This is a genomic window from Porphyromonas sp. COT-290 OH3588, from assembly GCF_000769075.1.
Lineage (GTDB): Bacteria > Bacteroidota > Bacteroidia > Bacteroidales > Porphyromonadaceae > Porphyromonas.
Genome location: NZ_JRFC01000003.1, coordinates 104,615 through 117,100, shown reverse-complemented (window position 1 = coordinate 117,100; position 12,486 = coordinate 104,615). Strand labels below are relative to the sequence as shown.

The 12,486-nt window shown below is 48.2% G+C and carries 10 protein-coding genes and 1 tRNA gene; 7 read left to right on the top strand and 4 right to left on the bottom strand.

What is annotated here, in order from left to right; translation table 11 throughout:
* Nucleotides 1-19: 19 nt before the first annotated feature.
* The 4 genes from HQ48_RS00545 to HQ48_RS00530 all read right to left on the bottom strand — a co-directional run bounded on the left by HQ48_RS00545 (nucleotide 20) and on the right by HQ48_RS00530 (nucleotide 3,612).
* Nucleotides 20-1,246, bottom strand: a complete 1,227-nt coding sequence (locus HQ48_RS00545) for an N-acetylmuramoyl-L-alanine amidase (RefSeq protein ID WP_235300172.1) — start codon at nucleotides 1,244-1,246, stop codon at nucleotides 20-22.
* A gap of 170 nt (nucleotides 1,247-1,416) precedes the next feature.
* Nucleotides 1,417-2,487, bottom strand: a complete 1,071-nt coding sequence (gene rfbB, locus HQ48_RS00540) for a dTDP-glucose 4,6-dehydratase (protein ID WP_044231208.1) — start codon at nucleotides 2,485-2,487, stop codon at nucleotides 1,417-1,419.
* A gap of 43 nt (nucleotides 2,488-2,530) precedes the next feature.
* Nucleotides 2,531-3,427 (bottom strand): glucose-1-phosphate thymidylyltransferase RfbA, encoded by an 897-nt coding sequence (gene rfbA / locus HQ48_RS00535; RefSeq protein WP_044187616.1) that lies wholly within the window; start codon nucleotides 3,425-3,427, stop codon nucleotides 2,531-2,533.
* 108 nt (nucleotides 3,428-3,535) lie between these two features.
* Nucleotides 3,536-3,612 (bottom strand) — tRNA-Asn (locus HQ48_RS00530).
* 744 nt (nucleotides 3,613-4,356) lie between these two features.
* On the opposite strand from HQ48_RS00530, the gene HQ48_RS00525 reads away from it, so the two are divergent.
* The 7 genes from HQ48_RS00525 (at nucleotide 4,357) to HQ48_RS00495 (ending at nucleotide 12,469) form a co-directional block, all read left to right on the top strand.
* On the top strand, nucleotides 4,357-5,160 hold the full coding sequence (locus HQ48_RS00525) for a glycogen/starch synthase (RefSeq protein ID WP_044187619.1): 804 nt from the start codon (nucleotides 4,357-4,359) through the stop codon (nucleotides 5,158-5,160).
* Nucleotides 5,157-6,593: a DUF4270 family protein gene (locus HQ48_RS00520; RefSeq protein ID WP_044231207.1), complete on the top strand. Its 1,437-nt coding sequence runs from the start codon at nucleotides 5,157-5,159 to the stop codon at nucleotides 6,591-6,593. The genes HQ48_RS00525 and HQ48_RS00520 overlap by 4 nt, the downstream gene beginning before the upstream one ends.
* Nucleotides 6,594-6,690: 97 nt before the next feature.
* Nucleotides 6,691-7,941 (top strand): nucleoside permease, encoded by a 1,251-nt coding sequence (locus HQ48_RS00515; protein ID WP_044231206.1) that lies wholly within the window; start codon nucleotides 6,691-6,693, stop codon nucleotides 7,939-7,941.
* A 234-nt stretch (nucleotides 7,942-8,175) separates the two neighbouring features.
* Nucleotides 8,176-9,468 (top strand): OmpA family protein, encoded by a 1,293-nt coding sequence (locus HQ48_RS00510; protein WP_044231205.1) that lies wholly within the window; start codon nucleotides 8,176-8,178, stop codon nucleotides 9,466-9,468.
* 110 nt (nucleotides 9,469-9,578) lie between these two features.
* Nucleotides 9,579-10,508, top strand: a complete 930-nt coding sequence (locus HQ48_RS00505; protein WP_044231274.1) for a glycosyltransferase family 8 protein — start codon at nucleotides 9,579-9,581, stop codon at nucleotides 10,506-10,508.
* Nucleotides 10,505-11,374: a beta-1,6-N-acetylglucosaminyltransferase gene (locus tag HQ48_RS00500; protein WP_044231204.1), complete on the top strand. Its 870-nt coding sequence runs from the start codon at nucleotides 10,505-10,507 to the stop codon at nucleotides 11,372-11,374. The genes HQ48_RS00505 and HQ48_RS00500 overlap by 4 nt, the downstream gene beginning before the upstream one ends.
* Nucleotides 11,375-11,377: 3 nt before the next feature.
* Nucleotides 11,378-12,469, top strand: a complete 1,092-nt coding sequence (locus HQ48_RS00495) for an acyltransferase (protein WP_044231203.1) — start codon at nucleotides 11,378-11,380, stop codon at nucleotides 12,467-12,469.
* Nucleotides 12,470-12,486 lie beyond the last annotated feature (17 nt).

Sequence of the window (12,486 nt, the reverse complement as noted above, 5' to 3'; positions counted from 1 at the left end):
ATAGTTAATCCTCTGTTGATTACTGGACACGTCCGATGCGCTTGCCCGATCTGTACTCCACGATGAAGCAGTCTTTGTATTGCTTGGCGATCTGCTTGCGTAGTTTACGAGCCTCGGCGAGGCTCTCGGTATTGCCACAGGTGTAGAGATATCGCTCGCCGTCCTTGATGCGTCTGATTGGTTTGTCTAGCTTGGCAAAGCGCTTGTCCTTGGTGTCTATCGCCTTGGATAGAGCCATAAACTGAATGCGGTAGCTTCGCCCCTCGGGGCTTGTGCTGTTCGGTTGTTCTGCCCGAGTCGCCTCGTGGAGAGGCTCCTTGGGCTCGGTGGGCTCTGAGCGATCTGCCATAGAGTCGTCAGTATCGGTAGAGTCTGCAGAGCCCTCGCTCTTACTCTCTTCTGAGCGATTGCTCTCTTTTGGGGTAGCTGTCTGCCGCTTGTAGTATTGGCTGAAAGCCTTAGATAGAGCCCGTGCGATCTCTCGATGCCCCTCGGGGCTCTTGAGGTAGCTCTGGTCGGAGTTGTTGGAGATAAACCCTATCTCGGTCAGTACGCTAGGCATAGCACTCTGGCTGAGTACCCACAGAGCAGCTTGACGTACGCCACGGCTGGGTTTGCCTAGACGGCTATACTGCTGCTCTACGAGGTTGGCAAACTCAATGCTACTGTTGATGTAGGCGTCCTGCATCAGATCGAACATGATGTAGCTCTCGGTGGATTTGGGGTTGAAGCCTCGATACGTTGTCTTATAGTCGTCCTCAAGCAGCATCACCTCATTTTCTCGCATTGCCACGGCGAGGTTGCTAGCTTGCTTATTGAGCCCCAATACATAGGTTTCTGTTCCCCTAGCCGAGGGAGAGGCGCTATTGACGTGGACGCTGATGAAGAGCGAAGCCTTGTGCCGATTGGCAAAGTCGGATCGAGCTTGCAGCCCCACGAATACATCTTTGTCCCTTGTGTAGAGTACCTTGACTTTCGGGTGATTGGCTTTAATCATCTCCCCAAGTTTGAGGGCTACAGAGAGCGTTATATCTTTTTCTTTGAGCCCATTGCGTACAGCTCCGGGGTCTTTGCCTCCGTGCCCTGCGTCGATGACTACGACGAATTTGGATTGGGCTGCCGACAGCCCCCATCCGCTACCTAGGAGCAGTAGAAGCCCCCACAGCCAAACGCCCAGCAGTCTATTTTTATTTGATAGGTTGATTTGATACACGTACTTAATCGCTTTAACGCACAAAGTTAGCAAATTTAATGTTCCAATCGAGCATATTAGGCACTGTGAGCCAAGCATGCAAATTCTCCTCCTCCTAGTGGCTAGAGAAGTATCGTCATCATGATAGATTCATAGGCACCAAGGCGGTACAGCGAGAGTTTTTATTTCGCTGTACCGCCTTGGTGTCTTCCTTTGCAAAAGCTCTAGAGCTGATACATCTCTGCGTAGTAGCGCTGGTAGTCGCCGGTGGTAATCTGGTCAATCCACTCTTGATTGTCGAGATACCAGCGTACCGTTCGCTCTATCCCCTCCTCGAACTGTAGAGAGGGCTCCCAGCCTAGTTCATCTTTGATCTTGGTAGCGTCGATCGCATAGCGCAGATCGTGACCAGCTCGGTCGGTGACATAGGTAATCAATCCGAGTGAATGTCCCTCGGGGTTGCCTAGTAGTCTATCTACGGTCGAGATTAGTACGTGGATAAGGTCGATATTGCGCCACTCGTTGAAGCCTCCAATGTTGTAGGTCTGTAGGTTTGCCCCTTGATGAAAAACGACATCTAGTGCTCGGGCGTGATCCTCGACGTATAGCCAGTCGCGGACATTCTCGCCACGTCCGTAGACTGGTAGGGGCTTGCCTTGGCGAATGTTGTTGATGAATAGCGGAATAAGCTTCTCGGGGAACTGATACGAGCCATAGTTGTTGGAGCAGTTGGTCACCACAACTGGCAGACCGTACGTATCTCCAAAGGCACGGACGAAGTGGTCGCTACTCGCCTTGCTCGCGGAGTATGGGCTATGCGGGTCGTATCTGGTAGCCTCGGTGAAGAAGCCACCGCCTAGCTCTAGAGAGCCATAGACCTCATCTGTCGAGACGTGGTGGAAACGCTTGCCCTCGTAGCCCGAGGGTAGAGAGGACCAATAGGCCTTGGCTGCTTGTAGCAGTGTGAGCGTACCCATGACGTTCGTTCGTGCAAAGGCTAGCGGATCCTTGATGCTCCTGTCTACATGACTCTCGGCGGCTAGATGAATGATACCATCGATGCAATGCTCCTCTAGGAGATGAGCCACACGCTCTAGGTCGCAGATATCTCCGAACTCGAAGCGATAGTTTGTAGCAGCCTCTACATCTTTGAGATTGGCGAGGTTGCCTGCATAGGTTAGCTTGTCGAGGTTGACGATTAGGTAGTCGGGATATTTATTGACCAGTAGGCGGACAAGGTGCGAGCCAATGAAGCCTGCCCCTCCCGTTACCAATATGTGACGCTTATAATCCATACGGTGTTCTTGTCTTGTGCTCTAGTTTTGTGGCCTAAGGCTATTATTTGCTCTGCCTAGGAGCTTCGGCATCGGCTATCTTGGTCAGGTATTGCCCATACTGGTTTTTGGCCATGGGCTCCGCTAGCTTGAGGAGTTGCTCCCGATCTATCCAGCCTCTGCGGTAGGCAATCTCTTCGAGGCAGGCTACCTTGAGCCCTTGTCGCTTCTCGATAGCCTCGATGAAGGTTGTAGCCTCCATCAGCGAGTCGTGCGTCCCAGTATCGAGCCAAGCAAAGCCACGGCCTAGGGTCTGCACTTGTAGTTCATTGTCTTGGAGAAAGGTTTGATTGACTGATGTAATCTCTAGCTCACCTCGTGCCGAGGGTTTGACGTCCTTGGCTACCTCTAGCACCTTGTTGGGGTAGAAGTATAGCCCCACGACTGCGTAGTTGGATTTCGGTTGCTGGGGTTTTTCCTCAATGGAGAGGCAGCGTCCCTGCTCATCAAACTCCGCCACACCATATCTCTCGGGGTCATTGACCCAGTAACCAAATACCGTAGCCATTTGCTCCTGCTCGGCTTGGCGTACAGACTCCTTGAGCATAGCCGAGAAGCCCGTGCCGTAGAAGATGTTATCTCCCAGCACGAGGCAGACACTGTCGTCGCCAACGAAGTCGCTCCCGATCAAGAAGGCCTGTGCTAGCCCATCTGGCGAAGGCTGCTCCCTATACTCGAAGTGTACGCCTAGAGCTGATCCGTCACCCAGTAACTGTCGGAAACAAGGTAAGTCGTGAGGGGTAGATATGATGAGAATCTCTCTGATGCCTGCGAGCATCAGTACCGAGATGGGGTAGTAAATCATCGGTTTGTCGTAAACAGGTAGTAGCTGCTTACTGATCCCTTTAGTAATAGGGTATAGGCGTGTCCCCGATCCGCCGGCCAATACGATTCCTTTCATTAGAATGTATGTGATATAACAAAGTCTACGAAGCAAAAGTAATAAAAGGGGCTAATACAAAAAAGACGGGTATTCCTCGTACAGAAATACCCGCTTCTCTTCGTAGTTTGGCGCTTTCTCTTGGGCTCGAACCAAGGACCCTCTGATTAACAGTCAGATGCTCTAACCGACTGAGCTAAGAAAGCGTGTTGAATTGCTCAAAACCGCTCGCAAAGGTAAGTGTTTTTTGAAAATACACAAGAGTCTAGTGCCTCACAGCTACCCACCAAGTAAAAAGAATCTGCTAGTATGGTGCATACGCTACATGGGTGGTGCTACGTTAGTAAGTAGACAGGATATTATCTTTTGTGTTAAGAAATGCAAATGGATTAATGGTGATTTGAGAGAGGTCGCCTCGTATAGGTCGATAGATTGCTGGGAAGATTTTCTTGGACTGTAGGACTAAGCTAGAGCGATGTGTCCACCGATTCGCCAAGATTGATGGGACGAAACTCCCGATGAATAGGGCGTATAGGGGCCTTCGTTTTATGAGATCTGGATTAAGGTGTTGTTGTCTAGTGCTTTGTGAGGACTCTCTTGGTTGAGCGATCTCTTTGCCGATGGAGTCTGTCAGCCTAAATCTATCAGCGCCTCGTGTAGCGCCTCCTAGGGGGTAAATATGCAGTTTGCTCTCTGAGTCTAGGAGAGCTTGAGGTTGTCCCATCAACAATCTGAAAAGTGAGTGAAAATATAAATCTCGCCCTACAAGTGAGCCAGTGATGAACCGTCGCAGCGAGCTGTGGCTATGGGACGCTATGCTTGCTTTGGTGCGCAAGTGGTAGATTTTTCGTAACTTTGCACCCTAATTGTAGGTTTGGCTATCTCTGCTCGTGCGTATCGCTTGGGCGGTCACAGAGGGGAGAAGCAGGATAAGAAAAGAACAAAGTATAATGAAGTCTAAACGAGTATTGTATATATCGCAGGAGATTTTTCCATATCTACCCGAGACAGAGATCTCGAAGCTGTCGAGAAATCTGCCGCAGTTCATTCAGGAGCGGAAAAATGAGGTAAGGCTCTTCATGCCTCGATATGGATTGATCAACGAGCGCCGTAATCAGCTCCACGAGGTGATCCGCCTCTCGGGGATCAATATGATCATTAATAACAATGATCACCCTCTGATCATCAAGGTGGCCTCTATCCCCTCTGCACGTATGCAGGTGTACTTCATCGACAATGATGACTTCTTCAAGCGCAAATCTCTCTATGGACCCGACAATAAGGGAGCCAATGACAACGATGAGCGCTCCATATTCTTCGTGCGTGGAGCACTCGAGACAGTCAAGAAGCTGCGTTGGATCCCAGACCTCATTCACTGCCACGGCTGGTTTACTGCCCTCGCTATGATCTACCTCAAGAAGGTCTACCACGATGATCCATGCCTGAAGAAGGCCAAGTTCATCTTCACTATTTACAATGACGAGGAGCAGTGTGTTATGCCTGAGGAGCTGTTTGAGAAGCTGAAGTTCGACAACATCAAAACCCCATCGGTGGCGATGATGGAGGGTAAGACTGACTATAAGGCTCTCATGCGCCTAGCTATTCATCATGCTCATGGTGTCGTACAGGGTAGTGAGCATATTGATCCTGAGCTGATGGCCTATATTGAGAAGACCAATACACCCTTCCTCCCCTATCAAGGCACAGAGGACTATGCTGATGCCTACAATGAATTTTATGACAAGATCGTATGAAGTCGCTCGTAAGCCAACTAGGAGCCCTCTTGCTGGGGTGCCTAGTTTTGGGGGCATGTGACCAAGAGGATAAGCTCTCTCGCATAGGAGAGTCTATCCAGTCGCCCAGAGATAAAGTAGATAGTGAGCTACATAGGCTCCAGTTCGAGGCTAGCAGCGTTAAGGCGGAGTCGGTCTACTCCTCCGGTAGTACCACTAGTCTTCTTGGAGAGATCTCCGACCCTCTGTACGGGGACTTCCATGGAGAGTTTGTCGCCCGCCTGCGTACGGCGCCGAGGTTTAAGTTCGCCCGTGAGCCACTAGGAGGTAAGATTGACTCGGTTAAGTTGATGCTCGGCTACGAACGATCTATCGGGGACGTTAATTCGGAGATGAAGCTCTCGATCTACGAGGTCAAAGGGCTGGGTACTATGGCCTACTCTACCACCCCAGAGGCGCTAGAGCAGTATCGCAAGCCAGAGAACCTAATCGGGGAGAAGCACCTCAACATCAGTAGCAATAGCTTCTGGCGCCACTACTCGGCCCGTGACTCTGTGCTGACCATAGCCCTCCCTATTGATACTAAGGTTGGGCAGCGCATCTATGACCTATCCAAGGAGAAGCCTTATCTATTCGACACTCAAGAGAGCTTCGACAAAGATGTGCTAGGTTCTCTGCTGGTCACCCCAACTACGGGGCGTGGCAATGTGCTGCAGGTGGAGAGCACGGCCTTGGTGATTTACTACACCTACACTCCCGACAAGGCAGAGAGTGAGAAAGCTAAGGGGGATAAAGCGAAAAAACCAGTCGCTACTGAGGCTTTTATTAGTACCAAGCTGACGGGGCATATCAATGCTTTGAGCAATCCGTACTCCGATGTGCTTCTAGTCCCTAGCGATGAATACTTCTATATCAAGCAGCCTGCTGGGGTGATTGGAGCCATAGAGCTCAAAAAAGAGCAGATGGCTCGTTTACTCAAAGGCAAAGCCAAGATCAACATCGGCTCCGATTGGTCTTTGGCCGATGCCCAGATGCAGATTGATGTAAAGAACCCCAAAGATCTTCTGCTCAATCCGCCTTCCTATATGCTGCTCATACCTAAGGATTCGGTAACCTCCTTTTTTGCCAAAGGGTTGACCGAGCGCAGTAGAGCAGCCACGAGCTATCTATCCTCTCGGTATAGCGTTTCTGCACGTTTCTATAACTTCTCCAACATAGCTCGTCTTGTGACAGAGCACCTCAAGCACCATGCACGCTATAGCAGGGAGGCTGGTTGGAGTGTCGATCGAGATTTGGAGTTGCGCCTTGTGCCAGTGGATAGAGAGATAACACGCAATGGGGAATATGTGCAGACCATAGGACTCAATGAGTTCTTGTTCCCTAGCTTTGTGCGCATGGACAAGCGACCAGAGAAGCTCCAACTAGAGGTTGTATCCTCTCAGTTTAGTCAGTAGATCATCATTTGTGTCTAAGGCTATCAACAGAGTTTGCTTATACTCTGTCGATAGCCTTAGTTTCATTGTAGAACTATATTATTGATATCATAGACAAATGCAAAAAGCTAACTTGAAACTAAGATTGACGGTGATGAACTTCTTGCAGTTCGCCGTCTGGGGGAGTTACCTAATTTCTTTGGGAGGATATATGATGGGGACGCTCGGCTACTCGGGCCTGCAGGTAGGAGCCATCTATGGTACTATGGGGGTTGCTTCCTTGTTTATGCCGGGGGTAATCGGGATTATAGCCGATAAGTATGTCAATGCCGAGCGGCTGCTAGCTATCTGCCATCTGCTTAGTGCTGCGTTCCTGATCGGGGTGTCGCAGAACGCAGACTATGCACTGGCCTATCCGCTCTTCTTGCTAGTCAATATCTTCTATATGCCTACGATTGCTCTGACCAATACCATATCCTACAGCTTGATGTCGCGCAATAATATGGATATTGCGGCGACCTTCCCCTCCATTCGTGTTTGGGGGACGGTCGGTTTCATCGCAGCGATGTGGCTCGTGGGGCTCTGTGGCTGGGCTCAGTCTGCCATGCAGCTGTATGTATCTGCTGCGCTAGGGGTTACGTTGGCTGTGTTTGCTCTTACGCTGCCTCCATCTCCGCCAAACAAGCAGGTAGGGCCAGAGAGGAGTTTAGCCTCGGTTCTTGGGCTAGATGCACTAGTGCTCTTCAAGAACTACAATATGTCTGTGTTCTTCATTTTCTCGATGCTTCTAGGGGCAGCGTTGCAGGTTACCAATACATTTGGTACACCGTTTCTAGATAGTTTCAAGCCGGACTATGCCGATAGTATTGCCGTCAAATACCCCACTATCCTGCTTTCGCTCTCTCAGATCTCAGAGACTCTGTTTATTCTCTCTATTCCTTTCTTCCTTCGCCGCTTCGGCATCAAGTCGGTTATGCTTATGAGTATGCTCGCTTGGGTGCTTCGCTTTGGGCTGTTTGGTATTGGCAATCCCGGAGATGGATTTGTTTTCCTTATCCTCTCTATGATTGTTTATGGTATGGCGTTCGATTTTTTCAACGTTTCGGGCTCTATGTTTGTTGATAAGGAGGTAGATCCTAGCATGCGAGGCTCTGCTCAGGGACTATTTATGATGATGACCAATGGCGTAGGGGCTATTCTGGGAGGATTTGGCAGTGGATATATCGTAGATCTATACAAGAATGCCGAAACGCAAGCCGTAGACTGGTCGCCCGTCTGGTTTATCTTCGCAGGTTATGCTCTAGTTATTGCAATTCTTTTTGCAATTCTTTTCCGCTATAGAGGTGACGTTGCTACTAAGCAGTTGTAAGGCGTTCCTTGGGGGTATCCTTTGTTTGTGTCTGTTTTGTGTTGATGATCAGGTTGTATTAGCCCGGAGAAACCTAATTATTGTATAAATATGTTTACATTTTTGCTTCATAAGCAAAAAAAAAGTAACTTTGCACAATAATACATAGTCTAGTATCTTCTTTTGTTGGGGAAATGTAAGACATTAGGGTGTGTGTGAAAGAAGAATATTTGGATAAAATATATTGAAGAAGAAATGTTTAAGAAAAGTGTGTTTGTGCTTGCAGCTCTCGCTGCGACACAGTTTGCAAATGCTCAAGGAGAGTCGTTTGCCAAGATGTCAGCTGACTCAGTGACCATCACTGAGGTGAGAAATGCAGACAAGTTTAAGGTTGAAACCAATCGCTTCTGGTCTAATTGGTTCATCGGAGCTGGCGTTGGTGGTCAGATGCTATTCTCAGACCATAATAAGCAGATGAAGTTTGTAGACCGTGTTACTCCAAACTTCGAGGTTTACGTAGGTAAGTGGTTTACTCCCGGTCTTGGCGTTCGCGTAGGTATCAATGGCTACGAGAGTCAAGGTGTAGCTGGCTGGACGGGTCACAAAGCTGGCTCACAGTCTGCGCTAGACTACTACAGAGGCTTCCTGACCAAGGAGGTTTATGGCAAGGAGCCCGGAGGTGGCTACGATCTATATAAGACGAAGATCGAATACCTCCATGGTCATCTAGACGTGATGCTCAACCTCTCTCAGATGCTTTTCGGGTATAACCAGAATCGCTTCTACTCTTTTATTCCTTATGTAGGGGTGGGGTGGATCAGCACACTCAACAAGGCTTCGAACCCTGCTGAGTATGTTCATGGATACCGTAACGATGGTTACTCCAATGAGGTAACTGCCAATGTAGGTCTTAACAACCGCTTCCGTCTAAGCTCTGCGCTCGACTTGAACCTCGATATCCGTGGTGCTTACATCAACGACCGCTTCGACCAGCAGGTTGGCGGACGCTGGGGCGAAGGTCTGCTAACGGCTACTCTCGGTCTGTCTTACAACCTAGGTAAGAAAGGTTGGGATCGCAGCACGACTACCATCACACGTGTCAATGAAAATGTCCTAGCAGATCTTAGAAATCGTGTAGGTCAGCTACAGCTTACCAACGATGATCTACGCCGTCAGCTGGAGCAAGCACTCAACAGAGAGGTTACTCCTCAGAACGTGTGTGGTATGCCTCTGCTTGTTACCTTCCCTATCGACCGTTGGACAATCAGCAACAGAGATCGTGTGAACCTAGGTTTCCTAGCTGCTGAGCTGAAGGCTAACCCCAATATGACTTATGTCGTTACAGGCTACGCAGACGAAGGTACTGGTAGCAAGAAACGCAATGTGTTCCTTGCGCAGAAGCGTGCAGAAGTTATCTATGACTGCCTAGTGAAGGAGTTTGGAGTATCTGAGAACCAGCTTCGTAAGGACAGCAAGGGTGGTGTAGCTAATATGTACTACAATGACCCACGTTGTAGCCGCGCCGTTCTTCTCAAGATTGCTGAGTAAGTATACTCGCAGGAGTATTCTGACTACACGACAGTCTTACTGAAAATATAAACTGAGACTAATCTACAGGGCAACTTGTAGATTAGTCTCTTTTGCCATTCGATAAGTTTATGCTACCACGTATCCCTATTATCGTTGCCTTCACGCCCAACTATTTATTGCCTGCTGCTGTGACGCTCGCCTCTATCCTAGAGGCATCTCAAGCAGAGGCCAGATATGAGGTTATCTGTTTGATTAGTGAACCCCTTAGTCCCGAGGATATGATGAGGTTAGAGGCTATTGATGGGGGGAGTGGTAGGCTGAGCTTTAGGACCCTAGAGCTTACCGAACAGCTCTCGGGCGTGTATGTAGATCCTAAGTACACTGCTGCGGCAAACTATCGGCTAGTTGTGGCGGATCTTCTCCCCGAGTATGATCGAGCCATTTATTTGGACTGTGATATCATGGTGCGCCAAGACTTGGCCGAACTCTATCAGACCCTAGACCTAGGCGAGAATTATCTAGCTGGTATTGCAGAGGCTTCTACTCCTTGGCAAATATCTAGAATGCCCCAAGGCTGCGAGGCTGGCCAGTATATCAATTCAGGTTTTTTGGTCATGAACTTGGAGTTGTTTCGCCGAGATCGTATTGCCGATAGGCTTGTAGAGGCATTGAGGGTTCCTTACTTGGAGTTCCCTGATCAAGATGCCCTAAATATCGTTTGCAAAGGGAGGATCCACTATCTTGCCCCTCGGTACAATGGCATTCGTACGTTTGTACTGCCTACGTATAAAGAAATCTTCTTGCGCTACTACACAGAGCACGACTGGGCAGAAGTTGCTAGGAGAGGTACGATACACTATACCGGAGAGAAACCGTGGAGGGCCTATACTCTCTTTTTTGAGCTATGGTGGCAGCAGTATTGGAGATTGCCAGAGCAGGTGAAAAGAGGGATAGAAGTTAATCGCCGCCTTGAGCGTATGGCAAGGCTCTTTTCCCTCCCTCTAGTACGTCCGATAGCCAATACGATACTGAACTTTAAAAGAGTTTTGAAGCGATGAAGCATGCTTACCTGATCTTAGCCCACCATGAATTTGAGCTACTACAACTGTTGGTTAGTTCTCTAGATGACGAGCGCAATGATATTTATGTGCATTTCGATCGTAAGGTCACCTCTCCCCCCAAGCTAGAGGTTGAGAACGCAACGCTGACAATTCTAGAGTGTCGCATTGATGTGCGTTGGGGTGACCTCTCTGTCGTCGAGGCAGAGTTTGCTCTTTTTGAGGCAGCAGTATCTTCTAGCCAAACGTATAGCTATTGTCATCTTCTCTCGGGGGTTGATTTGCCACTCAAGAGTCAAGACTACATTCATGCTTTCTTTGATCAGCATGTAGGCAAAGAGTTTGTTGGCTACTATCATGGAGCCGACGGAGAGGCTTCGATAGACCGTAAGGTACGTCGTTGGCACTATTTCCCGAGGTCTTTCAAAGGATCAGGCCTGCTATATCAAATCAAAAGGGTACTGCGCTTCATAGCCCTGAGGTTTCAGATAGCCCTAGGTATTAGGAAGCACCATGATATGGAATTTAAAAAAGGCACTCAGTGGGTAAGTATTACACTCCCTTTTGCGCAATACCTTGTAGAGCGTAGAGAGGAAATCCTGAGCCTATACCGATATAGCTTCTGCGCTGACGAAATCTTTGTACAGACGGCTTTGTGGCATTCTCCCTATCGACAAAATATTTATGATCAGCAGGACGAGGCAAGAGGCTGTATGCGCTATATTGGCTGGGAGGCCAACGTGCTACGAGATTTTAGTCCTAGGGATTTACCACGCCTACAAGCTTCGGACGCCCTTTGGGCTCGCAAGTTCAATGGGCAGAATATGGAGTTTCTTCGGCAAGTGATAGTATTTAATAGGTGCTAGGCTATGGATAATTTACAGGAGATTGAATCAAGGCTTTTTACGGCTATACGTTTCCCTTTGATTGTATTGGTCGTTTTCATACATGTGCTACCATTCTCTGTGGCCCCTATGGACTCAGCACTGTCGTTGGACGAGAATATCTATAGAGGTGTCTCGGAGGCTATATCTCATGCTTGGGGTAATGTTGCTGTGCCTTGCTTCTTCTTGCTCTCTGGGTATTACTTTTTTCAGGGAGTCAAGAGCTGGTCTTCGCAAGTCTATTATGGTCTTCTAGGTAAGAGGTTGAGAACTCTTCTTATCCCATATTTATTATGGAATCTGCTTTTGGTGTTTTTGATGGCTATCAAGGGCTATGGTTCTCAGCTACTGGATCTCTCTTTTGGCATAGCGGAGCTAGAAGCCTTCAAGAGGAATACTATCTCGGACTTTATGCTTATGCCTATAGACTTTCCTCTTTGGTACATGAGAGACTTGATGTATGTTAGTTTACTCAGCCCAGTACTTTACTACCTTATCAAAAGGCTCCCTTTTTTAGGTCTTTGTATATTCATCCTATCTCAGATTATAGTTCCTAATCTTTGGGCTTATCTTATGCCTACGACAGCTTTCTCGTATTTTGGTTTGGGTGCATGGTTTGCACTGAATGAGCAGAGTTTGTTGGCTTTAATCAGAAACTTCCGTTGGATTTTTATTGCCTCGTACTCCATACTTCCTGTCCTCCTTTGGATTGGAGAGCCGGTAGCCCCTATCTTGGGAATAGCCTTCTATCCCATATCTGGAGGGTTAGTTATGTTTGGCACGTTTGGCATTATTGCATTGCTTGACTGGATCTTCTTGTATGCTCCTAGGTTGATGACTTATTGCACGAGAATGTCGTCCGCCGTCTTCTTTATTTATGCATCTCATCTCGTATATTTAGAAAACTGGATTAAGGGGGCGTTCTCGAAAAGTTTATTCTATGACAATGCATATGGTAAGCTTGTTGCTTACTTCTTGATACCGCTTCTGACGATAATTGCATGTTTGTTGGTCTATCGATTGATGAAGTGCTACACCCCTCGTACTTTGAATATTCTTACAGGAAGTAGAAGCTAATAATAAATAGATGTTTA

Excerpts from the sequence above, each read along its gene's own strand:
- rfbB (WP_044231208.1), bottom strand. The coding sequence starts at position 2,487 with ATGGATTATAAGCGTCACATATTGGTAACGGGAGGGGCAGGCTTCATT.
- rfbA (WP_044187616.1), bottom strand. The coding sequence starts at position 3,427 with ATGAAAGGAATCGTATTGGCCGGCGGATCGGGGACACGCCTATACCCT.
- HQ48_RS00525 (WP_044187619.1), top strand. The coding sequence starts at position 4,357 with ATGAAGTCTAAACGAGTATTGTATATATCGCAGGAGATTTTTCCATAT.
- HQ48_RS00520 (WP_044231207.1), top strand. The coding sequence starts at position 5,157 with ATGAAGTCGCTCGTAAGCCAACTAGGAGCCCTCTTGCTGGGGTGCCTA.
- HQ48_RS00515 (WP_044231206.1), top strand. The coding sequence starts at position 6,691 with ATGCAAAAAGCTAACTTGAAACTAAGATTGACGGTGATGAACTTCTTG.
- HQ48_RS00510 (WP_044231205.1), top strand. The coding sequence starts at position 8,176 with ATGTTTAAGAAAAGTGTGTTTGTGCTTGCAGCTCTCGCTGCGACACAG.
- HQ48_RS00505 (WP_044231274.1), top strand. The coding sequence starts at position 9,579 with ATGCTACCACGTATCCCTATTATCGTTGCCTTCACGCCCAACTATTTA.
- HQ48_RS00500 (WP_044231204.1), top strand. The coding sequence starts at position 10,505 with ATGAAGCATGCTTACCTGATCTTAGCCCACCATGAATTTGAGCTACTA.
- HQ48_RS00495 (WP_044231203.1), top strand. The coding sequence starts at position 11,378 with ATGGATAATTTACAGGAGATTGAATCAAGGCTTTTTACGGCTATACGT.